The 25,915-nt window shown below is 65.0% G+C and carries 25 protein-coding genes; 9 read left to right on the top strand and 16 right to left on the bottom strand.

Features of this window, described 5'->3' with window-relative positions; genetic code table 11:
- Positions 1 to 30: 30 nt before the first annotated feature.
- The 5 genes from POS17_RS14370 to POS17_RS14350 all read right to left on the bottom strand — a co-directional run bounded on the left by POS17_RS14370 (position 31) and on the right by POS17_RS14350 (position 5,493).
- The gene (locus tag POS17_RS14370; protein WP_060839181.1) at positions 31 to 1,467 is read right to left on the bottom strand and encodes an outer membrane protein transport protein; all 1,437 of its coding nucleotides are present in this window, start codon (positions 1,465 to 1,467) and stop codon (positions 31 to 33) included.
- A gap of 124 nt (positions 1,468 to 1,591) precedes the next feature.
- The gene (gene praB / locus POS17_RS14365) at positions 1,592 to 2,083 is read right to left on the bottom strand and encodes an alkane oxidation protein activator PraB (protein ID WP_060839180.1); all 492 of its coding nucleotides are present in this window, start codon (positions 2,081 to 2,083) and stop codon (positions 1,592 to 1,594) included.
- A gap of 205 nt (positions 2,084 to 2,288) precedes the next feature.
- Positions 2,289 to 2,780: an alkane oxidation protein activator PraA gene (gene praA / locus POS17_RS14360; protein ID WP_060839179.1), complete on the bottom strand. Its 492-nt coding sequence runs from the start codon at positions 2,778 to 2,780 to the stop codon at positions 2,289 to 2,291.
- 129 nt (positions 2,781 to 2,909) lie between these two features.
- On the bottom strand, positions 2,910 to 4,202 hold the full coding sequence (locus POS17_RS14355; protein ID WP_060839178.1) for an alkane 1-monooxygenase: 1,293 nt from the start codon (positions 4,200 to 4,202) through the stop codon (positions 2,910 to 2,912).
- Positions 4,203 to 4,497: 295 nt separating this feature from the next.
- The gene (locus POS17_RS14350) at positions 4,498 to 5,493 is read right to left on the bottom strand and encodes an alpha/beta fold hydrolase (RefSeq protein ID WP_060839177.1); all 996 of its coding nucleotides are present in this window, start codon (positions 5,491 to 5,493) and stop codon (positions 4,498 to 4,500) included.
- 267 nt (positions 5,494 to 5,760) lie between these two features.
- Between POS17_RS14350 and POS17_RS14345 the strand changes: the two genes are divergently transcribed.
- From POS17_RS14345 to POS17_RS14335, 3 genes are read left to right on the top strand one after another with little or no spacing between them, the layout of a single operon-like run.
- Positions 5,761 to 7,320, top strand: coding sequence for a flavin-containing monooxygenase (locus POS17_RS14345; RefSeq protein WP_060839176.1), 1,560 nt, complete (start codon positions 5,761 to 5,763; stop codon positions 7,318 to 7,320).
- A complete protein-coding gene (locus POS17_RS14340) occupies positions 7,317 to 8,216 on the top strand; it encodes an SDR family NAD(P)-dependent oxidoreductase (RefSeq protein ID WP_060839175.1) in 900 nt (299 codons plus the stop codon). Before POS17_RS14345 ends, POS17_RS14340 begins: the two co-directional genes overlap by 4 nt.
- 42 nt (positions 8,217 to 8,258) lie before the next feature.
- Positions 8,259 to 9,098, top strand: coding sequence for a metal-dependent hydrolase (locus POS17_RS14335; RefSeq protein ID WP_060839174.1), 840 nt, complete (start codon positions 8,259 to 8,261; stop codon positions 9,096 to 9,098).
- Between the two features lie 31 nt (positions 9,099 to 9,129).
- On the opposite strand, the gene POS17_RS14330 is transcribed toward POS17_RS14335, so the two are convergent.
- The gene (locus POS17_RS14330) at positions 9,130 to 9,903 is read right to left on the bottom strand and encodes an AraC family transcriptional regulator (protein WP_060839173.1); all 774 of its coding nucleotides are present in this window, start codon (positions 9,901 to 9,903) and stop codon (positions 9,130 to 9,132) included.
- Positions 9,904 to 10,054: 151 nt separating this feature from the next.
- Between POS17_RS14330 and POS17_RS14325 the strand changes: the two genes are divergently transcribed.
- Positions 10,055 to 10,453, top strand: coding sequence for a DUF3224 domain-containing protein (locus tag POS17_RS14325; protein WP_060839172.1), 399 nt, complete (start codon positions 10,055 to 10,057; stop codon positions 10,451 to 10,453).
- A gap of 35 nt (positions 10,454 to 10,488) precedes the next feature.
- On the top strand, positions 10,489 to 11,268 hold the full coding sequence (locus tag POS17_RS14320; protein ID WP_060839171.1) for a type 1 glutamine amidotransferase domain-containing protein: 780 nt from the start codon (positions 10,489 to 10,491) through the stop codon (positions 11,266 to 11,268).
- A gap of 69 nt (positions 11,269 to 11,337) precedes the next feature.
- Here the strand turns inward: POS17_RS14320 and POS17_RS14315 are convergent, their stop codons facing one another.
- Genes POS17_RS14315 through POS17_RS14295 form a run of 5 tightly spaced genes read right to left on the bottom strand, consistent with a single transcriptional unit; the run spans position 11,338 to position 15,779 of the window.
- The gene (locus POS17_RS14315; protein WP_060839170.1) at positions 11,338 to 12,102 is read right to left on the bottom strand and encodes an ABC transporter permease; all 765 of its coding nucleotides are present in this window, start codon (positions 12,100 to 12,102) and stop codon (positions 11,338 to 11,340) included.
- Positions 12,102 to 13,301: an ABC transporter substrate-binding protein gene (locus tag POS17_RS14310; protein ID WP_060839169.1), complete on the bottom strand. Its 1,200-nt coding sequence runs from the start codon at positions 13,299 to 13,301 to the stop codon at positions 12,102 to 12,104. Before POS17_RS14310 ends, POS17_RS14315 begins: the two co-directional genes overlap by 1 nt.
- Positions 13,267 to 14,106: an ABC transporter ATP-binding protein gene (locus tag POS17_RS14305; protein WP_060839168.1), complete on the bottom strand. Its 840-nt coding sequence runs from the start codon at positions 14,104 to 14,106 to the stop codon at positions 13,267 to 13,269. The genes POS17_RS14310 and POS17_RS14305 overlap by 35 nt, the downstream gene beginning before the upstream one ends.
- On the bottom strand, positions 14,103 to 15,170 hold the full coding sequence (locus POS17_RS14300) for an acyl-CoA dehydrogenase family protein (protein ID WP_060839167.1): 1,068 nt from the start codon (positions 15,168 to 15,170) through the stop codon (positions 14,103 to 14,105). The genes POS17_RS14305 and POS17_RS14300 overlap by 4 nt, the downstream gene beginning before the upstream one ends.
- 48 nt (positions 15,171 to 15,218) lie before the next feature.
- On the bottom strand, positions 15,219 to 15,779 hold the full coding sequence (locus tag POS17_RS14295) for a carboxymuconolactone decarboxylase family protein (RefSeq protein WP_060839166.1): 561 nt from the start codon (positions 15,777 to 15,779) through the stop codon (positions 15,219 to 15,221).
- A gap of 104 nt (positions 15,780 to 15,883) precedes the next feature.
- Here POS17_RS14295 and POS17_RS14290 point away from each other — a divergent pair, with 104 nt between their 5' ends.
- Positions 15,884 to 16,795 carry an AraC family transcriptional regulator gene (locus POS17_RS14290; RefSeq protein WP_060839165.1) on the top strand — a complete coding sequence of 304 codons (912 nt, stop codon included), beginning with the start codon at positions 15,884 to 15,886 and terminating at the stop codon, positions 16,793 to 16,795.
- Positions 16,796 to 16,815: 20 nt separating this feature from the next.
- Here the strand turns inward: POS17_RS14290 and POS17_RS14285 are convergent, their stop codons facing one another.
- The 5 genes from POS17_RS14285 to POS17_RS14265 are packed head-to-tail and all read right to left on the bottom strand — an operon-like array spanning position 16,816 to position 20,592.
- Complete coding sequence (locus tag POS17_RS14285) at positions 16,816 to 17,487, bottom strand: methionine ABC transporter permease (protein WP_060839164.1); 672 nt, start codon at positions 17,485 to 17,487, stop codon at positions 16,816 to 16,818.
- A complete protein-coding gene (locus POS17_RS14280; protein WP_060839163.1) occupies positions 17,484 to 18,461 on the bottom strand; it encodes a methionine ABC transporter ATP-binding protein in 978 nt (325 codons plus the stop codon). The genes POS17_RS14285 and POS17_RS14280 overlap by 4 nt, the downstream gene beginning before the upstream one ends.
- Complete coding sequence (locus POS17_RS14275; protein WP_060839162.1) at positions 18,458 to 19,267, bottom strand: MetQ/NlpA family ABC transporter substrate-binding protein; 810 nt, start codon at positions 19,265 to 19,267, stop codon at positions 18,458 to 18,460. The genes POS17_RS14280 and POS17_RS14275 overlap by 4 nt, the downstream gene beginning before the upstream one ends.
- Positions 19,268 to 19,297: 30 nt before the next feature.
- A complete protein-coding gene (locus POS17_RS14270) occupies positions 19,298 to 20,335 on the bottom strand; it encodes an isopenicillin N synthase family dioxygenase (RefSeq protein ID WP_060839161.1) in 1,038 nt (345 codons plus the stop codon).
- Between the two features lie 41 nt (positions 20,336 to 20,376).
- A complete protein-coding gene (locus tag POS17_RS14265) occupies positions 20,377 to 20,592 on the bottom strand; it encodes a TOBE domain-containing protein (RefSeq protein WP_011061476.1) in 216 nt (71 codons plus the stop codon).
- Between the two features lie 244 nt (positions 20,593 to 20,836).
- On the opposite strand from POS17_RS14265, the gene POS17_RS14260 reads away from it, so the two are divergent.
- The 3 genes from POS17_RS14260 to POS17_RS14250 all read left to right on the top strand — a co-directional run bounded on the left by POS17_RS14260 (position 20,837) and on the right by POS17_RS14250 (position 25,872).
- Positions 20,837 to 21,658, top strand: a complete 822-nt coding sequence (locus POS17_RS14260; RefSeq protein ID WP_060839160.1) for an aldo/keto reductase — start codon at positions 20,837 to 20,839, stop codon at positions 21,656 to 21,658.
- A gap of 202 nt (positions 21,659 to 21,860) precedes the next feature.
- The gene (locus POS17_RS14255) at positions 21,861 to 24,695 is read left to right on the top strand and encodes an ATP-binding protein (RefSeq protein ID WP_060839159.1); all 2,835 of its coding nucleotides are present in this window, start codon (positions 21,861 to 21,863) and stop codon (positions 24,693 to 24,695) included.
- Positions 24,682 to 25,872 carry an EAL domain-containing response regulator gene (locus POS17_RS14250; RefSeq protein WP_060839158.1) on the top strand — a complete coding sequence of 397 codons (1,191 nt, stop codon included), beginning with the start codon at positions 24,682 to 24,684 and terminating at the stop codon, positions 25,870 to 25,872. Before POS17_RS14255 ends, POS17_RS14250 begins: the two co-directional genes overlap by 14 nt.
- Positions 25,873 to 25,915 lie beyond the last annotated feature (43 nt).

Raw genomic sequence — 25,915 nt, 5'->3', positions numbered from 1 at the left:
CGTATCAGCGCCCGGATAAGGCCTGGGGCCTCAGAAGTGATAGGTCGCGGAGAGACTTACCACTTCGCCTTTGGCGTCGACCTTGCCATCGATGCTGGAACCACCGAGGCGATCCTGGTTGACGGTCTTGAGCTTGGCCTCCTTGACGAACTGCCGCGAGTACGCGCCGTCGATGGTCAACCCTGGAATGGCCTTGATGTCATAGCCGAATCCCAAAGAGGTGAACCAGCGATCGTTGTCCGGGATCCGTGGGTCACGTGTGGAATTACGGGTTGGGGTTTCATCGAAGGCCACACCGGCGCGCAGGGTCAGTTGGTCGGTGAACTTGTAGTCGCCTCCTAACGAGTACATCACCGCGTCCTTGTACTTGTAGGGAATGGCGACCAGGACATTGCCGTCGGACTTGAGCGTCAGGTCCTTGAACGACGACCACTGGGTCCAGAGCACACTGGCGCCGAGGGTGAAGCGGTCATTGAACACGTGCACCCAATCCAGCCCGGCGGTGGCGGGAATATCCAGTTGGGTACTGGCGTTGGCACCATCGGGGAAGAGCTTGAGGCCTGGATACGCCAGTTCCGTCAGGGTCTCGCCATTGGGGCCTGCCGGCAGAGTGGTGAAGTTTCGACCCAAGGCATCGACGCGAATGTTGTACTTGCCCTCCATCTTGTTCTTGATCTTGGCGTGATAGTTCAGGCCCACGGTGTCCTGTTCGGTGGGTTTCCAGGTGACGCCGGTGAACCAGCCGACCGAGGTGTTATCCACCTTGACTCGCATCAGGTCCGAACCGGCGCCGGAAGGCGCTCCAGGCAGTACGGACATGCCAGCTGCGCCGCTGAGGTTGAGGTTCTGGCTGACGAAGCCCTTGCTGTGCTGCACGATTACACCAGCACCGATGGAGAAATCTTCGCGAACCTTGAACGAAAGAGCCCCGGTCAGACCAACCGTTTCGATCTTGGTATCTACAGCGAAGTCGCGGCCCTTCCAGCCCTCATCCCAGGTGCTGCGCATGCCCAACGGCACCACCTGACTGAGGCCGAAGGCGAAGCGGTCGTTGATCGGCAATACCATGAAGCCGGTAGGTAGCCAGGCAGTGAAACCACCCTCCCCGCCATTTCCGGTCAGCGGCACGGGGTCTCCACTGATGCTGCCAAACTCGTCCACGGGAACGGTGGAGGCCGGATTGCCCTGATAGTCGTTGACATTGCCTTTGAATTTCATCTTGATCCGTGCGTAATCCACGGTCATCTGTGCCACGTTCTGATCGATGAACGCCATGGCCGCCGGGTTGTTGAAGGCCGCACTGGGATCATTCTTGAACAGCGAACCCCCACCGAACGCCCGGCCCCAGCCGGGAGCACCGTACGTTGGAGTAGAGAAACCACCCGCTTGAACCGACCCGGAACTGATCAAGCCACCCAGCACGGCCAGGCCGATGACTGTCTGGATCTTGTGTTTCTTATTATTCATGCCCCACTCCTTATTATTATCGACCGCGGTCGGTCACCACCGATCCGGGGGACTGCAACAGGCGCCTCTGACGAGGCGCCTGTTTTTTTCAGCAAGTGATCAACAGGCTGAAGTCAGATCAACTTCATGGAGTGACAGTGAACGCCGGGCTTGGGTTGACGCTCAGAGCCGTGATCTTGCAGCTGCCGACGGTTTGCGCCGAAGGAATGCTCAGGGTGTTGGTGGCGTTGTTCCAGGTGACGTTGATGGTCACTGGAGCGCTGCTGCAGTTGGAGAGGATCTTGAAGTTGACCCCGGTCACGGTACCCGCAGTGGCGCTGGACGCGGTCAGGGTCCAAGGCAGGCCCAGCAGCGACGGCACGCCGCACAGCGAGTTGCTGCCACTGACAGTGGCGCCGGTGATCGAAGCATTGGAGCCGTTGGCGGCCACGGTACCGGTGAAATTGATGTTGCAGTTGACCGGCACACCGAACGACGCCGGCGAAGACACCGAAATGGTGCCCGGTGCCGAGAAGGTCGCCCCGGCAGGCGCGATGGTTGCGGCGTTGGCCATCGACGCGGCGCCGAGGCAGATGGCGAAGGAAGCTACGGATACCAGAGTCTTGATGCTTTGCATTGTTGTTTTCCTCAAGATTTAGGCAACAGGCAGTTGCCAGGGGGTTATCAGCCTTGCCAGGGGGTCGATGACGCCATCGGCTCTCGGGCTCGACCGAATTCGGTACTGGAGCGCGCTAGGGCGATACCGACCCGGCTTGAACAACCGGTACTTCCGGACTCAATCGCAGTGTCATCAGCGTCCCTCCATGGATGGTGTGCTGGCTTCAGGGCGCCACCCGGAACGTGGGCGGCATCTGGATCGATACGGTCTTGATGGTGCAGCCGCCGTCGAGGCTGACCTGGGCCGCCTCGAGTTTTCCGGTGCTGTTGTTCCAGCTGCCCTCGGCGGTGCTCGGTCCGCATTCGCCGCCCACCAGGGGCGCGTGCACCGTGACCCGGATGCCGGACATGGCGCCGCTGGTTTCGTCCTTGGCGACCAGCTTCCAGGGCAGGTGCGTGGCCTCCACCTGGCCGCACTTGAGGCCACCGCTGAAGTCGACCTTGTCGACGCTGGCAAAGCTGCCGTCGGGGCTGACCTTGCCGCTGACCTGGATGGTGCAGTCGGCATTGATGATGCTTTTGGCAAAGCTGATGGGGCCCTTGGCACTGAACTCGGTATTGGCCGGTTCGATGCGCGCGGCTTCGGCGGCGTTCAGCAGTGACACGCCCACCAGGACCACGAACAGCCGGGCAGCGAACAGAGGTGAAATAGACATCCGTGACTTCCTTGCAGTTGCTTATTGTTGTTGTCGGTCAACTTGGCGTAAGGACTTCGGTGTTGCCTCGCTGGCCCTTCAAGCGGATGCCCCGGACAGGCCACCGGCGCTTGAAGGCGAGCGGAACAGCTAAACGGCGGTGCCTGGATCGGTGTCGGTAAAACCGTATTGCCGCAGCAGTTCGGCACGCTTGGCCGGATGCAGATTGGCCAGCCGCACGTCCCCGGCGTAATGCGCCAGGACCCGGTGGTCCATCAGCCGCCGCCAGAGCACTGGCACATAGGCCCAGACGATCATGGTGGCGTAGCCATAAGGCAGCTGCGGCGACTCGTCGAAGTGGCGCAGGGCCTGGTAGGGGCGGGTCGGGTTGGCGTGGTGGTCGGAGTGCCGTTGCAGTTGGAACAGGAAGATGTTGGTGACGATACGGTTGCTGTTCCAGGAGTGACGTGGCGAGCAGCGTTCGTAGCGGCCGTTGGGCTGCTTCTGGCGCAGCAGGCCGTAGTGCTCGACGTAGTTCACCACCTCCAGCAGGGAGAAACCGTAGATGCCCTGGATCACCAGGAAGGGAATCACCGTCACGCCCAGCCAGGCGATCAGCACGCCCCAGAGCACCACGCTGTAGAGCCAGGCGCTGAGCACGCCGTTCTTCCAGTGCAGGGTCGGCAGCCCGAGCTTGTGCAGGCGCTCGCTTTCCAAATGCCAGGCCGAACGCAGGCTGAACCACACGGTGCGCGGCAGGAAACTCCAGAACGACTCGCCAAGGCGCGAGCTGGCCGGATCTTCAGGGGTCGCCACGCGAACGTGGTGGCCACGGTTGTGCTCGACGAAGAAGTGCCCGTAGAAGGTCGAGGCCAGGGCCAGTTTGGCCAGGAACTTGGCCATACCGCGGTTCTTGTGCCCCAGTTCATGGGCGATGTTGATGGCGATGCCGGTGGCGGCACCGGTGGACATGGCCATGCCCAGGTAGGTGAACCAGCCGACGCTGCCGTGCAGTTGCGCACGCTCGGTAAGGAATGTGGCGAAGTTCGCCAGGCCGCCCTGCAGGTGTAGCTGCTGGCTCAACTGCAGCAGGCCGCCGGCGATGATCCAGTCCACCCCGCTGACCGCCATCCAGGCAGTGACCACCAGGGACAGCACCGAGAGCACGGCGCAGCTGTAGACGATAAAGCGGTAGTAAGGCTGTTTCTCCAGATCGGGAACCGCGGATTCCGGCGGGTTGCTGGCGTCTTCCCCCAGCAGGCCGTCAATCAATGGAATCAGGCCAAAGATCACCACCACGCCGCTCCACCAGAACACCTGGACACCGGTGGTGAGGGCAAACAGCCCGGCCAGCAAAGGGGTGATCATCGGCAAGGTGCCAAGCCACCAGAGGTGGCGCTTGCCATCGGTCCAGACGCCGGGTGCCGCCACGGAAACAGTCATGGCAGCCTCCGCACAGAGGCAGTGGACAGGGATGCTATAAAGGACAGCGCGATGACGCTGCATGACGCGTGATTGGATGAAAAAACAAAAGCGTGAAATGGCGTTATTTTCATTATTTTAATCGCTCAATTGCACTTTCAAAAAAAACATTCAAAACATTTTTTTAAAAAAATAGCTCGGGTTCGTTAGCTCGTCAACTATTTTTTCGGCTTGTCCTGAATGTCGCCCGTGACGCATTTACAGCGGCTTGCAGAGGGGTTGGGGGGGAGGCTCGAAACCGTCCCCCACCTCCCCTCTAGCTTGCTCGTGATGCCGCGAACGGCGGGCGCAGCACCGTGGCGCTGCGGTGCGGCGTCGCCCGGGAGGCGACCTCCTCAACCAGGGCCACCACCCGTTCAACGGCGCTGATCGGCAGCATGTGCCCCCTGCCCTGAACAATCTCCAGGGACAGCCCCGGCACCTTGCCGACCATCGCTTGCCCATGCTTGCGATAATTGAGTACCGAGTCCGCCGAGCCATAGATCAAGCCGACCGGCAGCTTCAGGCTGGGGTAGCGCTTGACCATCTCCGGCAAGGAACGGTTGACCACGGCGATCTCGCTGGAAGCGTTGTAGAAGTTCTGCGAACGCATGCCCAGCAAGCCCCCGCCGCGCTCGGCGAAGTCCTCGGGGACCGGGTCCGGGGCGAATATCGCCTTGACCAGCCCACGGCGGCCGAGCATGGCCATGGGCGCCGCCAGGGTCAGGGCCATCCAGCGGCGCAGCCAGGCCGGGCGCACGCCCAGGGACAGGAACACCAGCGGCAGCATGCGCTGCGGATGAGTCAGGGGCGCCACGAGGATCAGCCCGGACACCGATTGCGGATGATCCAGAGCCAACGACAGCGCCACCGCGCCCCCCAGGGAATGCCCCAGTACCAGCGGCTGCCCCAGATCCAGGGTACGTATGAATCTGGCCACCAGGGCGGCCTGGGCCGGCAGGTCCGCCGCCGCCCCGCGGGCCCGGGTGGAATAGCCGGACCCGGGGCGGTCCAGGGTGATGACCCGGAACCGCTCGCGCAATGAAGGAGCCAGGGAGTGGGTCAGGTTGCGCCCGCAGCCGGACAGGCCATGAATCATCAGCAATGCCGGACCGCGGCCTTCGTCGGTGTAGTGAATACGCTCGCCGCCGACCTCCAGAAAACGCCCGTTGATCGGAACCTGGCGTTCGATCCTGCGATTGATGCGGACGCTCACGCCCCAGAGCAGCGCACTGACCACCAGGAAGACTGCCGCCGCCACTAGCCATTCCATAACCCGCCCCCTCAGCTTCCCTGCGCCGCACGCCAGGACCAGGATGATCCGGCTGCATGGCTGTCGCCTTGGCCTGGTGCCGCCTGTGGCGTCGCCGGCGCAGTGCGCAGGCGCCCGGTCAAAATCCACAAGCCGATGGCGTAGGTGACATTTCCAGGTGATTTATTTAAATTAATTTTTAAAACATTATTTTAAATTGTGCAATCCTGAGATTTCACTCACCGACGAAAGTCACCCAAGCGTCACCCTACAATCGAGGTACACACCATGAATGCGTACTCGCCACCCGACGACCCCGAGGTCGTGGACATCGCCATCATCGGCGCCGGCTTTGCCGGGCTGTGCATGGCAATCAAGCTCAAGGAAGCCGGGCTAGTGGATTTCTTTGTCGCCGAACAAGCCGCGTCCCTGGGGGGCACCTGGCGCGACAATCACTACCCCGGCTGCGCCTGCGACGTGCAATCCCATGTCTATTCCTATTCCTTTGCGCCCAATCCGCACTGGACCCGGCAGTTCGCGCCCCAGGCGGAGATCCGCGAATACCTGGAAAACTGCGCCCGGGATTTCGCCCTGGCACCCTGGCTGCGCTTCAACATGGGCCTGGAACAGGCGCGGTTCGATGAGGCCAGCGCGCGTTGGCAACTGCGCTTTGGCAACGGCCGCCAGGTCAGTGCCCGGGTGCTGGTGTCCGGCATGGGCGGCCTGTCGCGCCCCGCGCTACCGGAGATTGACGGGCTGGAAAGCTTCACCGGCAAGCGCTTCCACTCCCAGCAGTGGGACCATCGCTATGCCCTGCAAGGCAAGCGCGTGGCGGTGATCGGCACCGGCGCCAGCGCCATCCAGTTCGTGCCGAAAATCGCTTCGCGGGTGGCCCAGCTCAAACTGTTCCAGCGCACCCCGCCCTGGATCATGCCCAAGCCCGACCGCAAACTCAGCGCCCTGGAACGCTGGGCCTTCAAGCACCTGCCATTCACCCAGCATCTGGTGCGTTCGGCACTGTACTGGGCCCTGGAAAGCCGGGTCATTGCCTTTGCCCGGCGGCCGCAACTGATGAAGCTGGTGCAGCGCGTGGCTCTGCGTCACCTGCGCAAGCAAGTGCCCGACCCGCTGTTGCGCCAGAAACTGACCCCTGACTACAGCATCGGCTGCAAGCGCATCCTGATCTCCAACGACTACTACCCGGCCCTGTCCCGGGGCAATGTCGGGGTCATCAGCGAGCCGATCCTGCGCATCGACGGCGACGCCGTGATCACCGCCGACGGCAACCGCCATGCGGTGGACTGCATCATCTTCGGCACCGGCTTCCAGGCCACCGACCCGTTGCCCCGCGGCCTGCTGTTCGGCCGCCAGGGCCAGGACCTGGTGGACAGCTGGTCACAGGGCGCCCATGCCTACCTCGGCACCTGCCTGCCGGGCTTTCCCAACCTGTTCATGATCGTCGGCCCCAACACCGGCCTGGGCCACAACTCGATGATCCTGATGATCGAGGCCCAGGTGGACTACATCCTCAAGGCCCTGGACCGGATGCGCCAGGACGGCCTGGCCAGTATCGAGGTGCGCCCCGAGGTCGAGCGCCAGTACAACCAGCGCCTGCAGCAGCGCCTGGCCGGCGCCATCTGGAGCGTCGGCGGATGTCGCAGCTGGTACCTGGACCCGCGCAGCGGCAAGAACACCACCCTGTGGCCCGGGTCCACCTGGAGCTTTCGCAGGACCGTGCAGCACTTTCGCCTCCAGGACTACCTGAGCACCCAGCTGCCCCAGCCCGGAACCATCGCCGCCGCCGAAGCCGCAGCGCGCCCACTGAACCTCGAAGAGGCCGTCCGATGAAAAACTTTAACGGTAAAGTCGCCGCCATCACCGGCGCCGCCTCCGGCATGGGCCGGGCCCTGGCCGTCGCCCTGGCCCGCGAGGGCTGCCACCTGGCCCTGGCCGACAAGAACCCCCAGGGGCTGGCCCAGACCGTGGCCCAGGCCCGGGCCGCCACGCTGTTGCCGCTGCGCATCAGCAGCCAGGAGCTGGACGTCGGCGATCGCGAGGCGATGTTCGCCTGGGCCGCCGCCAGCGCCGCCGAACACGGCCAGATCAACCTGATCTTCAACAACGCCGGAGTCGCCCTGTCCAGCACCGTGGAAGGCTCCAGCCTGGCGGACCTGGAGTGGATCGTCGACGTCAACTTCTGGGGCGTGGTCCATGGCACCCAGGCCTTCCTGCCCTACCTCAAGCAGGCCGGCGAGGGGCACATCATCAACACCTCCAGCGTGTTCGGGCTGTTCTCCCAGCCGGGCATGAGCGGCTACAACGCCACCAAGTTCGCGGTGCGCGGCTTCACCGAATCCCTGCGCCAGGAACTGGACATGCAAGGCCACGGGGTCTCCGCCACCTGCGTGCACCCGGGGGGCATCCGCACCGACATCGCCCGCACCAGCCGCATCAGCGACAACGTCAAAGGCTTTTTGATCGACAACGAACAGCAGGCCCGGGACGACTTCGAAAAACTCTTCATCACCAGCGCCGAAACCGCCGCCAAGGTGATCCTGCACGGGGTGCGCAAGAACAAGCGACGGGTGCTGATCGGTCGCGACGCGCACCTGCTCGACCTGTTCGTGCGCCTGCTGCCCAGTGCCTACCAGGGACTGGTGGTGTGGCTCAGCCGGCGCCTGGCGCCCAAGCCGGGCCGGGAGCGGCCGCCGCTCTACAAGCCCCAGGACGAACGCGGCCTCTGAGGCCGCCACCTTCACCGCCAAGTGTCTAGAGGAGCGCCAGCCATGCTGCCCATCCGCCGTGACATCAAGGTTGAACTGCCCGCCGAACGTGCCTGCGACTGGCACGAACAAGGCAGTCACGTCAGCCACTTCTTCAACGCTCTGTCCCTGCTGTTTCCCGCCGGCGAACTGTTCTTCATGGACAGCGTGCGCCACTACCGCGAGCAGATTCACGACCCCGAGCTCAAGCGCCAGATCCAGGGCTTCATCGGCCAGGAAGCCATGCACAGCCGCGAGCACCAGCACTACAACGACCTGTTGCAGAACGCCGGACTGCCGGCCCATCTGCTGGACCGGCGGCTGCGGATCATCCTCGACTTCCAGAAGAAACACTTTCCGCCGGCCTTCAACCTGGCGATCACCGTGGCCCTGGAACACTACACCGCGATCCTCGCCGACCTGCTGCTGCGCGACCCCAGCCGCTTCGGCCACTCGGTGGAAGGCTACCGGCAGATGTGGCTGTGGCATGCCCTGGAGGAAACCGAACACAAGGCGGTGTCCTTCGACGTCTTCAACCAGGTGATCCGCCCCGGGCCCAAACGCTACCTGCTGCGCAGCGCGACCATGCTCTTCACCACCCTGACCTTCTGGCTGGTGGTGTTCGACTTCCATGTGCGCATGCTGATCGCCGACCGCCGTCGCGGCGGCCACTGGCGCGGACTGTGGCGGGTGCTCAAGTACCTCTATGGCAGCCAGGGCGTGTTCCCGCGCATTGCCCTGCCCTGGCTGCAGTTCTTCAAACCCGGCTTTCATCCCTGGGATCACGACAACCGCGAGCAACTGCAACGCATCGAGGGCCTGGTGCAGGACATCCAGCGCACCCGAGCCGCCGCGGCCAAGTGACGGGGCAACCGCCAGCCAGGCCGGCGCGGGCTCAGTCCCGCGCCACCTGGCTCCGCACATAGGCCGCCGGCGGCTGGCCCACCATGCGCTGGAAATCCCTGACGAAATGCGCCTGGTCGAAGTAACCCAGGCGCAGGGCCAGCTCGGCATCCGGCTGGGCCTCGCCGCGCTGCAGCAAAGCCAGGGCCTCGTGCAGGCGATAGCGGGCAATGACCCATTTCGGGCTCACCCCCACGTAATGGGCAAACAGCCGCTGCAACTGGCGCGGGCTCACGCCGGCCCGTTGCGCCAGGTCCTGCACGCGGGTCAGTTGCGGGTCGGCGGCGGCCCGCTCCACCAGTTGATTGAGCCACTCCACGCGCTCATCGACCGCGGGCAAGTGGGCCAGCAGCCAGGCCGTGGCCCGCTCGCACATCGACGCCATGCCCGGCCAGGGGCCGGCCTCAAGCAGGCTGTCGGCCGTTCCCAAGACCTCGGCCGCAGCGAGCGAACGGTCGCGCAACAGCTCCATGGAGCGCCCCCAGAACGGCTGGAACGCCGCCGCACGAAACTTGATGCCGAACACCCAACCGTGACCGGCCAGGGTCTTGCAAAAGCGTTGCCGGTGCGGCCCCCAGATCCGCGCCTGATTGCCCTCCAGCACCAGATGCACGTTGGGGTGGGGCAAGGTTTGCTGGTGCTCGACCTGCGATTCGGGCAACGCCCAGCCCACGTACCAGAAGTGCTCCACCCAGGGCGCCAGGGCGGGCGGCGGTGCCTGCCGCAAGTGTTCGACGTGCCGGGCCGCCAGACGCTGATTGAGCACGCCCCGAGCCGGCCCGGGAGCGGTGGCGGCTGGCGGTCGCGTTTTTCCAATGCACTGCATGATGCGTGTGTTTTCATCCTTGTTCCCGAACCGGGGCCCAACGCCCCAAGGTCCGCCGCGCATTATCACCCAGCCGATACCGGAGAACAGCATGCTCGCCACAGGACAATTCAGCGTCAAACTGCCCGCCCACCCCGTAGCCCCGGGCACCGAAGCGGCCCAACTGGGGCGCATGGCCATTCACAAGACCTTCGAAGGCGACCTGCAGGGAACCAGCCTCGGCGAAATGCTCAACAGCCTCGGCACCGTGGCAGGCTCGGCAGGCTATGTGGCCCTGGAACGCGTCGAGGGCAGCCTGGCCGGCCGACACGGCAGCTTCGTGCTGATGCACTACGGGGTCATGGACCGGGGCCAGGCGACCCAGCATATCCAGGTGCTGCCCGACTCCGCCGGGGGTGAACTGCTGGGCCTGGCGGGCCGGATGCAGATCCGCATCCAGGATGGTCAGCACCACTACGAGTTCGACTACAGCCTGCCCGGCGACTGCTAATCTGCAGCGCACCTTTTGTGCTGCGAGCCCGCGCCATGTTCCTGATCCTGCTGCCCCACGCCGACTACGACCCCAGTGAAAGCAGCCTGCCCTGGCAGGCCGCCCGGGACGCCGGGTTCCAAGCGCAATTCGCCACGCCGCAAGGGATGCCGGCCTACGCCGATTCGCGCCTGGTGAGCCTGGGCTTCGGCCCGCTCAATCCGCTGTTGATGACCCCGGCGGCGGATCTGCAGCGCTACCACAGCATGACCCGGGACCCGGAATTTCGCCGTCCGTTGAAGTACACCGAGGTCGATCCGCAGGCCTTCGAGGGCCTGCTGATTCCCGGCGGCCATGCCCGGGGCATGCGCAGCCTTCTGGAGTCCGAGGACGTGAGGCGGATCATCCTGGCCTTCTTCAAGGCCGACAAGCCGGTGGCCGCGGTGTGCCATGGCCCCCTGGCCCTGGCCCGCTGCATCGATCCCGACACCGGGCGCTCCGTGCTCTATGGGCGCAAGGTCACCGCGCTGCTGGCCGGCCCCATGGAACTGGCGGCCTGGATCGTCACCGCGCCCTGGCTGGGGCGCTACTACCGCACCTACGACTGCAGCGTCGAGGCAGAGATCAAGCAGGCCCTGGCCAGCCCGGCGGATTTTCTGTCCGGACCCTGGCTCCCGCGCCGGGACTCGGCCGCCCATCCCGAACGCGGTTTTGTGGTGCGCGACCGCAATCTGCTGACCGCCCGCTGGCCAGGAGACTGTCACCGCTTCGCCAACGAATGGGTGACCCTGCTGCAACAGGCGCGGCAGGCTCAGCCGGAGCAAAACCCTGCTTGAAGGCGTGACCACGAGCGCCGCCGCTTCAAGAGGCTCTCGTCATCACTGCGCCTGCACCTGGCTGCGGGCTCAGGCGTGGGACCAGCGACGGTGCAGGCCGCGGGCCAGGGCGTCGAGGGCAAAGCCCAGCACGCCGATCAGCAGGACCATGGCCATCAGTTCCGAGTAGGCCAGGCGGTCCCGGGTGTCGAGGATGAAGTAGCCCAGGCCGGCGCTGACCCCGAGCATTTCGCAGGGCACCAGGACGATCCACAGGATGCCGATGGACAGGCGCACCCCGGTCAGCACGTGCCCCAGGATCCCCGGCAGGATGATCTTGCGCAGGGTTTCCCAGCGGGTGGCGCTGAGGCTGCGGCTCAATTGCAGCCAGCGCGGGTCCAGTTGGCGCACGCCGGCCGCGGTGTTGAGCAGGATCGGCCACAGCGCGGCGAACGCCAGGAGGAAGTAGATCGGCTGGTCGCCCACGCCCATCAGCATCACCACCACCGGCATCCAGGACAGCGGCGAGATCATCCGCAGAAACTGGAACGCCGGGGTGGTGGCCGCTTCCAGGTGCCGGTAGCTGCCCACCAAGAGGCCCAGGGGCACGCCGATCAGCAGCGCCAGCAGCAGGCCCACCAGGATGCGCTTGAGGCTCACCAGCACGTGCTCATACAGCTCGCCACGCCCCAGCAGTTCCACCAGGCTGGCGAAGGTGGCCTCGGGCGAGAAACGCGCCGCCAGGCCGCTGCCACCGCCCAGCAGGTGCACCCCCAGCCACCAGGCCAGCAGCAGGCTCGCCAGCCCCGCCAGGCCCAGGACCCAGTGGTTCAAGGAGGAAGGTTGCTTGCCCATCAGAGACCGAACTCCTCGCTACGCTCGAAACTGTCCGCCAGGCCGAAGGCCTTGAGCCCGCCGACGGCGGCGATGGCGTTGCGCACGAAGCGCTCGTCCACCAGGTCCTGGGCGGTGTGCGCCGGATCGAGGCCGGCGAGAAAACCCTTGTCGCCCTCGATCAGGGTGTCCTTGAGGCGCTTGACCAGCTCTTGGGTGTAGCTGGGGAACGGGTACGGCTGGAAGTCGATGCGCTGCTCGTCCCAGTGGCTGTGCCGGATCGCGCCGCTGGCCAGGTAGGCCTCGCGGTCCGTGGCCGCCGGGGCCAGCACCCGGTTGAGCACCTGGGGCGCATGGGGCGTGTAGCGGTTGGCACCGTCCTTGGACAGCAGCTGGGCGGCCTCGGCGCGGTGGTCGCGGGTCCACAGCTGGGCCTTGACGATGGCGTTGACCACCTTCTGCGACCACTCGGGGCGGTTGTTCAGGTCGTGCTCGTGCATGAACACCACGCAGCAGGCGTGGTTGCGCCAGACATCCCCGGTGAAGCGCTGCACCCGGCCGACCTTGAGTTCCTCGGCCAGGGCATTGAACGGCTCGGCGACGATGTAGCCGGCGATCCGCTGGCTGGCCAGGGCCGGCGGCATGTCCGACGGCGGCAGCACCAGCAGGTTGACCTCGTTGGCCCCCAGGGCACTGCCGGCGGCCTTGCTCACCGGCACCAGGCCGTTGTCACGGAACAGTTGCTGCACCACCACGTTGTGGATCGAGTACCAGAACGGAATCGCCACCGACTGCCCCGCCAATTGCTTGATCTCGGTAATGCCCGGGGCCACGGTCAAACCGGAGCCGCCGACGTGGTTCCAGGCCACCACCTTGGCCGGCACCCGGCTGCCGTAGCGGGCCCAGACGGTCATCGGCGACAGCAGGTGGATCACATTGACCTGGCCGGAAATGAACGCCTCGATCACCTGGGCCCAGCTGCGCAGCAGCACCGGCCGCTCGGCCTTGATGCCTTCGGCCTCGAACAGGCCGTTGTTGTGGGCCACCAGCAACGGCGTGGCGTCGGTGATCGGCAGGTAGCCGATGCGCACCGGCGCGTCCGGCTCCTGGGCGGCGCGGACCTGCAGGCTGTTGAGCAGCGGCATGGCGCCGCCGGCGGTCAGCAGCGCGCTGAGTTTGAGAAAATCACGCCGAGTGTGAGTGAAGTCGTCCAGGCACATGGTCAATCTCCGACGGTGCAGGCAATGGGGAAGTTGAGGGATTGCGGCTCGCCCGCCGAAGGGTCTTGAGAATCTCGATACGCAGGGCGCCCAGCTCCTCGATCCGCTCGGCGCGCGGCGCCGGCAGGTCGATGGACCACTGGCCGAGGGTGCGCGCCGGGCTGTGACCCAGTAGCAGGACCCGATCGGACAGCAGCAAGGCTTCGTCGATGTCGTGGGTGATCAGCAACGCCGCGGTGCGCTGCCGACCGATGATCTGCAGCAGCAGTTGCTGCATGTCGGCCCGGGTCACCTCGTCCAGGGCGCCGAAGGGCTCATCCAGCAGCAACACCTGGGGCTGCCGCGCCAGGCAGCGGGCCAGTGCGGTGCGCTGGGCCATGCCGCCGGACAGCTGCGCCGGGTAGCGCCGGCGGGCCTGCTCCAGGCCGACCGCGGCAATCGCCTGATCGACGCGTTGCTGGCGCTGCGCCGGGCTCAGGTGCGGCTGGCGGGCAAAGTCCAGGCCGAAGGCGACGTTGTGTTCCAGGTTCAGCCAGGGCAGCAGGCTGGGGTCCTGAAAGGCCACCGCGACCCGTGGATGGGGCCCGCTGAGCTCCTCGCCCAGCAGGCTGACCCGGCCCTTGTGCGGTTGCTGCAAGCCGGCCAGGACCCGCAGCAGGCTGGACTTGCCCACCCCGCTGGGGCCGAGGATCGACACCACTTCGCCGGCGTGCAATTGCAGGTCGAAGTCTTCCAGCACCGCGTGCCAGCCGTCGGCCCCGGGGTAGCCCAGGCTGATCTGTCGGGCATCGAGCACGCCACTCATGCCGCGCTCCGCCCTTGGCGTTGCAGTTCGGCGCGCAGTTGCACCAGGCTCGGGGTGACGATGGGCACGAAGGCCGATTCGCGCCAGCGCCGGGCGAAACCGCTGCCGAACTCGCTCAGGTAGGCCTTGCCGCCACTGGCCTGCAACTCCAGCTGCACGGCGTTGGCGGCGGCTTCGGCCAGGGCGATGCGCACCCGGAACAGCGCCGCCGGCTGGCTCAGGAAACGCCCGTCGAGCAAGCCGCTCTTGAGCTCGTCGACGCTGTGTTCCAGCTGCTGGCGTTGCTCCTGCAACGGCTCCTGGAGCACCGAGCGGGAGCCACCGAGGTGCTGCTGCACCTCGCTCAGGGCGCGACGCGCCAGACCGATGGCCAGGGCGCATTGCAGGCCGAGGAAGGCCGGGCGCACCGCCGGCAGGAAAACTCGGGCGTCCTCGTGCAGCAGCCAGTCTCGCGGAACCTGCACCTGACTCAAGTCCAGGGCCGCGGTGTTGCTCGATTGCAAGCCCATCAGTTGCAGGTCGTCGGAGCGCTGCAGCCCGGGCAAGGCATCGGGGAGTGCCAGGATAAAGGGCGCACCGCCCTCCTCGTGCTCGATGGCCGCCGCCACCACAAAACCGCTCTTGCGCAGGTTGGTGACCCAGTGCAGGCGGCCGTTGAGGCTCCAGCCCTGGCCGTGGTCCCGCGCCTTGACTTGCAGCGCCTCGATCCCGGACAGGAACTTCATGGCGTTGGACAGCCCGGTGGCCCCGGCCAGCTCGCCACTGAGCAACGAGGGCAGCAAGCGCTCGCGCAGCGCCTGGTTGGGACTGTGCAGCAGGTATTCGATAAAGGCCCGCTGGCCCCAGAACACGAAGGCGGCCGCCAGGGAGTGACTGGCCACCGCGGCCATGACTTCCAGGGCATCGGTCAGTTCGCCGCCGCTGCCTCCCAGTTCCTGGTCGATGCCGACCCGCAGCACGTCGGCCCCGGCCAGTCGAGCGAGTACCTGCTGAGGATCGCAGTGACCCTGGTCCAGCGCCTGGGCCTGGGCATCCAGCCATTCACTCAAGTGCGCACTGAGCATGTGGTTTTCTCCTTGAAGGGGGCGCCGTTGGATAACCGGCGCCTTGAATCATTGACCCTGGGCCGACCAGCGATACTGGGCCAGCTCGGGGTTCAGTTCGGTCCCGGCGAACACGTTGGCGAAGTTGCACAGGGTCGCCAGACTGATGCCCAGGATCACTTCCAGGGCATTGCCCTCGCTGTAGCCTGCGGCCTTGAACCGGGCATACGCCGCTTCGTCGACCTTGCCGCGGGTGGCGATCACTTCCCGGGCAAAGGCCGCCAGGGCTTCCAGCCGGGCTTCGGGCAGGGTGCTCTGCTCGCGCAGCGCACTGACCACCGGATCGGGGAGTCTGGCCTTGTTCAGGGCCACCGCGGTATGACCTGCGACACAGAAATCGCAACCATGGGTGGTGGCGGCGATCAACTGCACCACTTCCCGCTCCGCCAGGCTCAGATCAGCCTTGGCGTTGAGGCCCGAGACGGTGACGTAGGTTTCCAGGGCCGCCGGGGCATTGGCCAGGATGCCCAGCAGGTTGGGAATGTAGCCGGAATTCTTCTGGGCGTTTTCAAGAAATGGCCGGGCCGCTTCTGGGGCAGTGTGCAAGGTGTGTAGAGTGACGCGGGACATGGAGTGGACTCCTGCTGTGTAGGTGTGCGTCAAGTCTGTTGGTTATAAGAATTCCGATCCATATTCTAAAGTAGCGATTACTTGCTCCTGAGTGTTTCCCTTAGATGATTTCATCAAGCCCCTTGGTCGATTGGTTATTAGAAAGCCTGGAACTGGACGCCAGCCTGTTTCATGTCGGGCGCTACTGCGGTGGCTGGCACGCCAGCACCCAGGGGCTGGCCCGGGCCAGTTTCCACCTGATCGTGCAGGGCCATTGCTGGCTGCATATCGACGGCGTGCCCGAGCCCCTGCGCCTGAACGCCGGAGATGCGGTGTTCCTGCTGCGGGATCTGGGCTATCGACTGTCCAGCGCCCCGCAGCCTGAAGTGGCGCAGCAACTGCCACGCATCGCCATGAGCGCCCTGGATGCCGGCGCCCAGGATGGGGTCGGGCTGGTGTGCGGTTTCTTTCATTTCAAGCCCGGGTTGTCGTCGCTGATCATCGAGGGTCTGCCGGGCTGGCTGGTGCTGCGAGCCGGCGATCCGTCGCTGAACGCTGCCCGGGCGCTGTTCCAGCTGATTCTCGATGAGTGCCAACGCGCTCCCGCGCCCTCGTCGGCACTGCTGGAGCGCCTCAGCCACCTGCTGTTTCTCTATGTGTTGCGCCAGCAGGTCAGTGACAACCAGGACCTCGGCGGCCTGGTGGCCCTGGCCCGGCATCCGGGGTTCGCCCCGTTGCTGGAGCAGTTGATCCAGCACCCTGGCCAGGCCTGGCCCCTGGAAAGCATGGCGGCGTTCACCGGGCTGTCGCGCTCGGCGTTTTTCAAGCGTTTCAATGAACTGGCCGGGCAATCGCCGGGACAGGTGCTGCTGGCCCTGCGCATGCGCCATGCCTGCCAGCTGCTCAAGGCCAACCAGACGGTGGAACAAGTGGGGGCCGCGGTGGGCTATCAGTCGATTGCCGCGTTCACCCGGGCCTTCACCAAGGCGGTGGGGCTGCAGCCGGGGGCCTATCGCAAGCAGCATGAAGGACGCTGAAGCGCCCTTTCGCGTCGGACTCAGCGCCGATGGGCCAGGGCCCGCACCAGCCGGTCGCCGGCGCTCTGCACCCCCTGGACCAGCAGCACCAGGATCAGCACCGTAGCCACCATGATCTGGTTGTTGAAGCGCTGATAGCCGTAGCGGATCGCCAGATCCCCCAGGCCTCCGCCGCCGATCACCCCGGCCATGGAAGAGAAGCCGATCAGCATCACCAGGGTCAGGGTCAATCCGGCCAGCAGCGCCGGCAAGGCTTCCGGCAGCAGGGCCTTGAAGATCACGTGGCCGATATGCCCGCCCATGGCCAGGATCGCCTCGATCCGGCCCTTGTCCACTTCATCCAGGGCGTTCTCGACGATCCGTGCAAAAAACGGAAAGGCGCCAATGGTGATCGGCACCACCGCCGCGGTGCTGCCCAGGGTCGTGCCCACCACCAGCCGGGTCAGGGGGATCAGGGCAATCAGCAGCACCACGAAAGGCAGGGAGCGTCCCAGATTGACCAGGGCGCCCAGCAGGCGATTGAGTCGGGGCATGGGCCGCAGGCCGCCCGGGCGGCTGACGAACAGCAACACCCCCAGGGGCAGGCCGATCAACAGGGTGAACAGCGAGGCCAGGAACACCATGTACAGGGTTTCGCCGGTGGCGGTGAGCAGCAGTTGCGCCAGCTCCGGCCAATCGAGGCTGCGGTTCACAGGCGTTCACTCCGAATCCCTCGCTGGGCCAGGGCCGTCAGCAGTTGTTGGAATTTGCCGGCATCGGCGGGGGCGGCGGCGATGCGCAGGCGCCCTACCCGCTGGCCGCCCACGGACTCGACACCAGCGGCCAGCACCTTGAGTGGCAGCCCCTGCTGGCGACTCAGTTGCTGCAACAGCGGCGCGGCGCGCTGGTTATCGAAAAAGGTCAGTTCGGCTTCGGGCTGGCTAGCGTTGAACGGCAGGTTGTAGCCCGGCAGCAAGGCACGGCCCAGTGCCGATTGCGGGTCCGCGAGCAATTGGCCGATCGGGCCGCTCTCCAGCAACCGGCCCTGGGCCAGGGAAGCGGCGTGGCTGCAGATGGCCTTGACCACCGCCAGTTCGTGGGTGATCAGCACGATGGTCAGCCCCAGCTCGCGGTTGATGTGGGCCAGCAGTTGCAGGATCGAGGCGGTGGTTTCCGGGTCCAGGGCGCTGGTGGCTTCATCCGACAGCAGATAGCGAGGCCGCGCCGCCAGGGCCCGGGCAATCCCGACCCGCTGCTTCTGGCCGCCGGACAGTTGGGAAGGAAAGGCCCGGGCCTTGTCGCTCAACCCCACCAGGTCCAGCAGTTCCAGGACCCGGGCCTGGCGTTGCGGCTTGGCCAGGCCGGCGATTTCCAGGGGCACCGCGACGTTGTCCTCGACCGTGCGCGAATGCAGCAGGTTGAAACCCTGGAAGATCATGCCGATGCCCTGGCGCTGCCGGCGCAACGAGCCCTCGGACAATGCGCCGAGGTCCTGGCCATCGATCAGGATGCGCCCGCTGCTGGGACGCTCCAGCAGGTTCAGGCAACGCAGCAGGGTCGACTTGCCGGCACCGCTGCGGCCGAGAATGCCGTACACCGCGCCGTCGGGAACCGTCAGTGAAACCCGATCCAGGGCCGGAGGCTGGCCCTTGCCATAGACTTTGCTGACCTGCTCCACCTGGATCATGGCTGGCGGCCCGCGACCGGGATCACCGAGCCCGAGTAGGTTTCACTGATGTATCGGGCCACTTCCGGTGAATTGAGGTCATTGGCCAACTGGCGGATGCGCGGGTCGTCCTGCAGGTTGGGGGTGGTCACCAGGATGTTGGCGTAAGGGTTGTGCTCGGCCTTCTCCAGCCCCAGGGCGTCCTTGGCCGGCACCAGTCCGGCTTCCAGCGCGTAGTTGCCGTTGATCACGGCCAGGTCCACGTCCTCCAGGGCCCGGGGTATCTGCGGTGATTCGATTTCGAGGATTTTCAGCTGCTTCGGGTTGTCGGCGATGTCCTTGGGGGTGGCCTGGTCCCGGGCCGGGTCGCTGAAACCGGGCTTGAGGCGGATCAGCTGGTAACTCTGCAACAGGTACAGGGCGCGGCTGAGGTTGGTGACATTGTTGGGCACCGCCACGCTGCCGCCCTGAGGCACCTGGTCGAAGTTCTGGTGCCGCCGGGAGTAGATGCCCAGAGGCTCGATATGCACGCTGGCGGCCACCGCGAACGGCTGGCCCAGCGCCTGTTCCTGGGACTTGAGATACGGCAGGTGCTGGAAGTAGTTGGCGTCCACGTCGCCGTGGGCCAGCAGTTCGTTGGAGTTCACGCCGTTGGGGATCTCGATGATCTTCAGTTGCAGTTGCGGGTCGAGCTTCTGCACATAGGCGAGGATCTGCGCGTGGGGCACCGGATCGGCGGCCACCCGCAACGGTTGCGCGGCGCTGGCCGGCAGGGTGTGTCCCAGGCTGACCAGCAGCGCCAGGGCAAACAGGGGGGTCTTCAGCATGGCAATCATCCTTGGTTCGACGAATGAGGGTCAGGCGCTCAGGGCCTTGGGTATCAGGACATCGGCGTAGTAACGCTGGGCCACGTCGGGGTGCGAGCGCAGGCGGCCCTTGAGGTAGTTCCAGCCGACGTCGCGAAACAGCGGGTTGTGGGGGTCGCTGGCCGGGCCCCGGGCCTCCTGTCGCAGCGCCTCGGGCAAGGGGTACAGCGGCACCCGGGCATCGAGTTGGGCCCCCAGAAAGAAGGCGATGGACAGCCGCTCGCGGTCCGCCGGCGGCGACAGCACCCGGTGCACCGTGGCGCGCAGGTAGCCGTGGGTGGCCAGTTCCAGCAGTTCGCCGATGTTCACCACCAGGGTGTTGTCCCGGGGCGGTGCATCGATCCAGCGGCCCTCTTCCACCTCCACCTGCAGGCCGGCCTGCTGGTCCTGCAGCAGAAAGCTGAGAAACCCGGAGTCCTTGTGCGCGCCGACGCCCTGGTTGCTTTGCCCCGCAGCGCGGCCGGGGTAGCGGATCAGCTTGATGTGTTCATTGGGCCGTGCACCGTACAGAGGGTCGAACGCCTGCTCCGGCAGGGACAGGGCCTGGGCGAAAGCGCGCAGCAGCCGCAGGGACATGCGGGTCATTGCCTGCTGCCACTCCAGCAGCAACGGCTTGAGTTGCGGCAGCTGCGCCGGCCACTGGTTGGGCCCTTGCAGGCGCGCCCAGGGCGGGCTGTCGGGGTCCAGCGGCAGGGCCTGGCGTTCGGCTCCCAGATCGAACTGCTCGCGCAGGTCCGGCTGGCCGCGGGTAATCTCCGAAGCCGCGCGGTTGTAGCCGCGAAAATGCGGCGAGTGGATCATTCCCACGGCGGCCTTGTCGGCCTCGGGCAAGGCGAAGAATGCCCGGGCCTGCTCCTGCACCCGGCGCAGCAGATCGCTGTCGATGCCATGCCCGGTGAGGTAGAAGAAGCCGACGTCCCGCGCGGCCTGGCGCAGGTTGAGCAAAAACGCCTGGCGCTGTTCCTGGCTCGCCTCCAGTTGGCTCAGGTCCAGAATCGGTAGTGCGGTGATATCCAGCGAGTGCGGCATGGTTCACTCCCCTGTGAGTTGACGATGTCCGGTGGTCGGGCTCAGAGCTTGGCGATGGACACTTCGGTGGATTTGACGAAGGCGATCACTTCGCTGCCGACCTTCAGTTCCAGATCGCGCACCGAGCGGGTGGTGATCACCGAGGTCACGATGCCCGAAGCGGTCTGCACGTCGATTTCCGACACCACCTGGCCTTCGTGGATCTCCTTGATCACGCCTTTGAACTGGTTGCGTACGTTGATGGCTTGAATGGTCATGCTGGCAAATCCTCTGCGGGCACCGGACTCAGGAATTGAGCGGCTGGTGACAAACATGCACCTTTGGCCAAAGCCTTCAAAGGAATAAATAATTAGTATTTTATGCCTTTTAGATATATTGAATTGCCGCCCTCGCCCCGGGATTTGCCGGTCTGGAGTCCGTACAGCGGAACTTGACCGCCGCCCATGGCTTTGTTTCCCTGTGCCCTTCCCATCCGACTCGCCACAGATCCCAGGAGGCAGCATGCGCACGCTCGAGCTCGCGAACACCCAGGTTCCGGTCATTGGCCAGGGCACCTGGCGCATGGGGGAGGATCGTCGACTGCGGGATCGGGAAATCGCCGCGCTGCGCAGCGGGATCGAGCTGGGCATGACCCTGATCGACACCGCGGAGATGTACGGCGAAGGCGGCGCCGAGGAAGTGGTCGGCCAGGCCATTGCCGGGCGCCGCGATCAGGTGTTCCTGGTGAGCAAGGTCTATCCCCACAATGCCGGTCGCCAAGGCCTGCCCCTGGCCTGCGAGCGCAGCCTGCGGCGCCTGGGCACCGAGGTCATCGACCTGTACCTGCTGCATTGGCGCGGACACTACCCTCTGGCGGAGACCGTGGAGGCATTCGAGCGCCTGCGGGAGGCCGGCAAGATTCGCCGCTGGGGAGTGTCCAACTTCGATCTGGCGGACCTCGATGAACTCGACGCGCCAGCCTGCGCCACCAATCAGGTGCTGTACAACCTGGAGTCCCGGGGCATCGAGTTCGACCTGCTGCCCGCCTGCCAGCAGCGCCGGATGCCGATCATGGCCTATTGCCCGATCGGCCAGGCCGGCGCCCTGCTGGCCGAACCGCAGTTGCAGCGGATTGCCCGGGAACATGGCGCGACCCCGGCGCAGGTGGCCCTGGCCTGGCTGTTGCGTCAGGACGCAGTGCTGGTGATTCCCAAGGCCGTGAATCCGGAACACGTGCGCCTCAATGCCCGGGCCGGCGAACTGCAATTGCGGCCCCAGGACCTGCAGGCACTGGATCAGGTGTTTACCCCGCCTCGCCGCAAGCAGCCTCTGGAGATGGTTTAAACGTTATAGCGGAATCAGACATGTTCGATTGCAAGCGAAGTTACAAGAGATTAATTGCAAGAAAGTGACTACCCGCAAAGTTGCTCTTTCAGACAATTAACTTAGTGTCCGGAAAAGTTTCAACAGTATAAAAATCCTTTGCTTCCGGTTATTTAAGAATTGTCTGATCCCTGCTTGTCATGCCCCCAATTACAGTTGGCGGATGAGATTAAAAAGCTACCTGCATCAGATCAATCCCCTTTTTTCCAGTCCTGAAGCAGCCCGTCGGCTGCTTCGTGTCGTCGCGCTGATTTTCCTGATCGGCCTGCTCGGCGCCGTCTACAACTTCCTGCGTTCGAGCATCAACAATGAACTGTCGCAACGGCGCAGCTACATGAGCAGCGCCATTGCCGAAGCGCAGACGTTCTTCACCAGCCGCGAAGCCTTGCTGGAAAGCCTGAGCCTGTCGGCCGTGCACAAATCCCGGCAAAACCCCAACTATGAATCCAGCAGCGACCCCGAGGAGGAAATCCACCTGCAACTGGGCGCCCCCGGGGAGCATCAATGGGGGGTCTGGCTCACCCAACGCATGCGCGACTACCTGAAAAGCAAACAGCTGAACCTGCTCTACGTCCACGACGGCGAACAACCGCCTGTCCAACGTCTGTTCAGTACCCAGCCCGAAGCCGCCTACCTGCCCGCACTGATGCTGGCCAAGCTGGCCAGCCTGAACTCCTCGCAGATCCCGACGGGGCAACAGTTGTGGCTGATGGATCACTCCTCGAGCAGCGCCCGCCTGTACATCTTCACCCGTCTCGACGAGCGCTACCCCAACTCCGGCTGGCTGGGCCTGGAGATGGAAGGCAACAGCGTATCCGCCGCCCTCAGCGATCAGAGCGCCGGGGACTTCATGATGTTCAACTCCCAGGGTGGACTGATCTTCAGCAGCACCCCCAGCGCCCAGCTGAGCGAGGAGGTCCGGCAAGTCCAGGGCGGCAGCTTCTTCGGGTTTCTCGGCGGCCGCTGGTGGCCCGATCACCTGGTGATCCGCAAACAGCTGGGGTCGTCGGACTGGCAACTGGTCTACGCCTTCGACCTGCACAATCTGCTCAAGAGCCTTTGGCCGCAATTGCTTGCGGCCTTGCTGATCAGCCTGTTCGGCATGGCCTTGATCGGCTTCCTGAGCCACTGGATCGAGGTGCGCCTGATCGCTCCGGCGCTGCACCGGATCCAGGCCCTGATCGAAAGCGAGGCATTCAGCCGCGACGTGATCCAGATCGCCCCGGTGGCGCTCTGCGTGCTGCGCCGCAGCGACGGCCAGGTGGTGCTGGAAAACACCTTGTCCCAGCAGTGGCTGGGCAACGGCACCGAGCGCGACCAGCTGTGTGCCGGCTGGATCGAGCAGGCTTTCGACCCCAATCGCCCCAACAGCTCGGACTACTTCGAAACCGCCGACGGGCGCCATCTGTACCTCAGTTCGGCGCCGACCCGCTACAACGGCGAAGACGTGCTGTTCTGCGCCTTCAGCGACATCAGCGCGCGCAAGCAGATCGAAGCGGCGCTGGAGGAAGCCAAGCGCCTGGCCGATACCGCCAACGAAGCCAAGACCCTGTTCCTGGCCACCATGAGCCACGAAATCCGCACACCGCTGTACGGCGTGCTCGGCACCCTTGAGCTGCTCTCGCGCACCCAGCTGGACAACCAGCAGAAAGACTACCTGCGGGCCATCGAGGGCTCGTCCGGAACCCTGCTGCAGTTGATTTGCGACGTGCTGGATGTGTCCAAGATCGAGGCGGGTCAACTGGCCCTGGAACTCAGCGAGTTCTCCTCCCTGGATCTGGTGCACGAGATCATCCAGGGTTATGCCGCCGCGGCCCAGGCCAAGGGCTTGCAGTTCTACGCCTGCGTGGATCCGCATTTGCCCGAAGTGCTGCTCGGCGACGTCACGCGCATCCGCCAGATCCTCAGCAACCTGCTGAACAACGCGGTCAAGTTCACCGACTCCGGGCGCATCGTCCTGCGGGTCCGGGTGGACAGCCGCGACGGTGAGCGCAGCAATATCCTCTGGCAGGTTTCCGACACCGGCCGCGGTATCGCCCAGGACGACCAGACCCTGATCTTCGAGCCCTTCTACCAGACCGAGGGCAACACCAACGTGATCGCCGGCACCGGGCTGGGCCTGCCGATCTGCCAGCGCCTGACGCAGTTGATGAACGGCAACATCCGCATGGTCAGCGAACTCGGCCTGGGCAGCAGTTTCACCCTGACCCTGCCTCTGGAAGCCTCCTCCCTGGGGGCCAGCGCGCCACTGATCAGCCCGTTGCTGCCGGAGATGATCTATGTGGTGTCGCCGGTGCGCGAACTGGCGGAGTCCGTGGCCGGCTGGTTGCGCCGCTGGGGGGCCCGGGCCCAGTTCAGCCTGCCGACCCAGTCGGATCGCAACCGCGGCCATGTGCTGATCGAACTGCATCCCGGCACCGTGGAGCAGCGCCTGGAGCCGGACTGGCAGGGCCCTCTGGTGCTGGCCAGCGGCGACGGCCACAACGAACCGCGGATTCGGGGCGGCTGCTGGCATGTCAACACCAACAACCTGCGGGCCATCCACCAGGCGGTCAGCCAGGCCCAGGGCGTCTGGGTGGTTGCGAGCGAGGAGCACCCCGACAGCCGAGAACTGAAAAAACTCAGCCTGCATGTCCTGGTGGCCGAGGACAACGTGATCAACCAGCTGATTCTCAAGGATCAGCTGGAAGAGCTCGGTTGCAGCGTGGAATTGGCGTCAAACGGCGAAGAGGCGCTCTGCATCTGGAGAGCCGGGCACTTCGACGTGATCCTGACCGATGTGAACATGCCCAAGCTCAACGGCTACGAACTGGCCAAAGAGCTTCGGCGTCAGGGCTGTTCGATCCCGATCATCGGGGCGACGGCCAATGCAATGCGCGGAGAAGAAGAGCTCTGTCTTGCAGCCGGGATGAACCACTGCCTGGTCAAGCCGTTTGCGTTAAGAGCGTTGTTCAACTATCTGGCGCCCTATGAAAGAGCCCCTCATGAAGTCCTGTAGCATTTTGATCGTCGAAGATCAGCCGTTTCAGTACATGTACCTGCAACACTTGTTCAACGAGCTGGGCCCGTATCAGCTGGAGGTCGCAAGCAACGGCAGGGAGGCCCTGGAGCGTCTCAAGCAGCGGCACTTCGATCTGGTTCTGACGGACCTGCTGATGCCCGGCATGGACGGTGTGCAGTTCATCCAGGGCCTGGCCACCCATCGTGTGCGCCCGGCCCTGGCAATCATGAGCGCCTCTTCGCGGCGCATGCTCATGGGCGCCAGCCTGGTGGCCCGCAACCTGGGCCTGCGGGTGATTGGCCTGATCTCCAAACCGGTCAACCTGGCCGCCCTGCGCAGCATCACGGCGCAACTGCCGGGGCTTACCAGCAACGAACCGACGCCGGCGGTGTGGGTCGAGTGCAGCCGTGAAACCCTCCAGCACGCCCTGCGCGACGCGCAGATCCAAGCCTGGTTTCAACCCAAGAAGGCCCTGAACAACGGGCGCATCGTTGCCGCCGAGGCCCTGGTGCGCTGGATGCACCCGCAGCACGGCATGTTGCTGCCCTGCGACTTTCTTCCGGAGCTCACCGAGGCTGGCCTGGAGGAAGAACTGCTGTGGCTGATCCTCGATCAGGCCCTGGCGGCCCAGGTGTGCTGGCGCGAGGACGGTTATGACATCCCGGTCTCGATCAATCTGCCGACCCACCTGCTCAACAGCGCCGACCTGGCCGACCGCCTGTATGACTTTGTCATCCAGCGCAACGGCATACCGGGGAAGATCTGCTTCGAACTCATGGAATGCTCGACCCCGGAACACATCAGCAACTTCTACGCGGGCGCCTGCCGCCTGCGCATCAAGGGTTTCGGCTTGTCCCAGGACGACTTCGGCAAAGGCTACAGCTCCTACATGAACCTGGTGTCCACGCCCTTCACCGAACTGAAGATCGACCGGGCCCTGGTCCAGGGCTGCCACGCCAACGAAGAACTGGCCCAGGCCCTGACCAGCATCATCGCCCTGGGTCGGCAGTTGGGCCTGACGGTGGTCGCCGAGGGCGTGGAAAGCGCCCAGGAGCTGGCCCTGCTGAGAAAGATCGACTGCACCCAGGTGCAGGGCTTCCTCATATCCCACGCGGTGTCCTCGCAACAGTTTCAGCAACTGCTGGCCCAAGATGGACCGGCGACGGTGTACTAGCCGATGAACCCATTACCCTGCTCCGCACCAGCCACTCATCGCT

It is taken from the genome of Pseudomonas sp. Os17 (genome assembly GCF_001547895.1).
GTDB lineage: Bacteria > Pseudomonadota > Gammaproteobacteria > Pseudomonadales > Pseudomonadaceae > Aquipseudomonas.
This window is presented reverse-complemented; position numbering and strand designations above follow the sequence as displayed.

Bases quoted from the DNA above. Each gene is read 5' to 3' on its own strand.
- POS17_RS14305 (WP_060839168.1), bottom strand. From the start codon at position 14,106: ATGAGTGGCGTGCTCGATGCCCGACAGATCAGCCTGGGCTACCCCGGG.
- POS17_RS14250 (WP_060839158.1), top strand. From the start codon at position 24,682: ATGAAGTCCTGTAGCATTTTGATCGTCGAAGATCAGCCGTTTCAGTAC.
- praA (WP_060839179.1), bottom strand. From the start codon at position 2,780: ATGTCTATTTCACCTCTGTTCGCTGCCCGGCTGTTCGTGGTCCTGGTG.
- POS17_RS14275 (WP_060839162.1), bottom strand. From the start codon at position 19,267: ATGCTGAAGACCCCCCTGTTTGCCCTGGCGCTGCTGGTCAGCCTGGGA.
- POS17_RS14315 (WP_060839170.1), bottom strand. From the start codon at position 12,102: ATGGGCAAGCAACCTTCCTCCTTGAACCACTGGGTCCTGGGCCTGGCG.
- POS17_RS14355 (WP_060839178.1), bottom strand. From the start codon at position 4,202: ATGACTGTTTCCGTGGCGGCACCCGGCGTCTGGACCGATGGCAAGCGC.
- POS17_RS14255 (WP_060839159.1), top strand. From the start codon at position 21,861: ATGAGATTAAAAAGCTACCTGCATCAGATCAATCCCCTTTTTTCCAGT.
- POS17_RS14340 (WP_060839175.1), top strand. From the start codon at position 7,317: ATGAAAAACTTTAACGGTAAAGTCGCCGCCATCACCGGCGCCGCCTCC.
- POS17_RS14270 (WP_060839161.1), bottom strand. From the start codon at position 20,335: ATGCCGCACTCGCTGGATATCACCGCACTACCGATTCTGGACCTGAGC.
- POS17_RS14345 (WP_060839176.1), top strand. From the start codon at position 5,761: ATGAATGCGTACTCGCCACCCGACGACCCCGAGGTCGTGGACATCGCC.
- POS17_RS14260 (WP_060839160.1), top strand. From the start codon at position 20,837: ATGCGCACGCTCGAGCTCGCGAACACCCAGGTTCCGGTCATTGGCCAG.
- POS17_RS14325 (WP_060839172.1), top strand. From the start codon at position 10,055: ATGCTCGCCACAGGACAATTCAGCGTCAAACTGCCCGCCCACCCCGTA.
- POS17_RS14350 (WP_060839177.1), bottom strand. From the start codon at position 5,493: ATGGAATGGCTAGTGGCGGCGGCAGTCTTCCTGGTGGTCAGTGCGCTG.
- POS17_RS14280 (WP_060839163.1), bottom strand. From the start codon at position 18,461: ATGATCCAGGTGGAGCAGGTCAGCAAAGTCTATGGCAAGGGCCAGCCT.
- POS17_RS14310 (WP_060839169.1), bottom strand. From the start codon at position 13,301: ATGTGCCTGGACGACTTCACTCACACTCGGCGTGATTTTCTCAAACTC.
- POS17_RS14290 (WP_060839165.1), top strand. From the start codon at position 15,884: ATGATTTCATCAAGCCCCTTGGTCGATTGGTTATTAGAAAGCCTGGAA.
- POS17_RS14295 (WP_060839166.1), bottom strand. From the start codon at position 15,779: ATGTCCCGCGTCACTCTACACACCTTGCACACTGCCCCAGAAGCGGCC.
- POS17_RS14370 (WP_060839181.1), bottom strand. From the start codon at position 1,467: ATGAATAATAAGAAACACAAGATCCAGACAGTCATCGGCCTGGCCGTG.
- praB (WP_060839180.1), bottom strand. From the start codon at position 2,083: ATGCAAAGCATCAAGACTCTGGTATCCGTAGCTTCCTTCGCCATCTGC.
- POS17_RS14265 (WP_011061476.1), bottom strand. From the start codon at position 20,592: ATGACCATTCAAGCCATCAACGTACGCAACCAGTTCAAAGGCGTGATC.
- POS17_RS14320 (WP_060839171.1), top strand. From the start codon at position 10,489: ATGTTCCTGATCCTGCTGCCCCACGCCGACTACGACCCCAGTGAAAGC.
- POS17_RS14335 (WP_060839174.1), top strand. From the start codon at position 8,259: ATGCTGCCCATCCGCCGTGACATCAAGGTTGAACTGCCCGCCGAACGT.
- POS17_RS14300 (WP_060839167.1), bottom strand. From the start codon at position 15,170: ATGCTCAGTGCGCACTTGAGTGAATGGCTGGATGCCCAGGCCCAGGCG.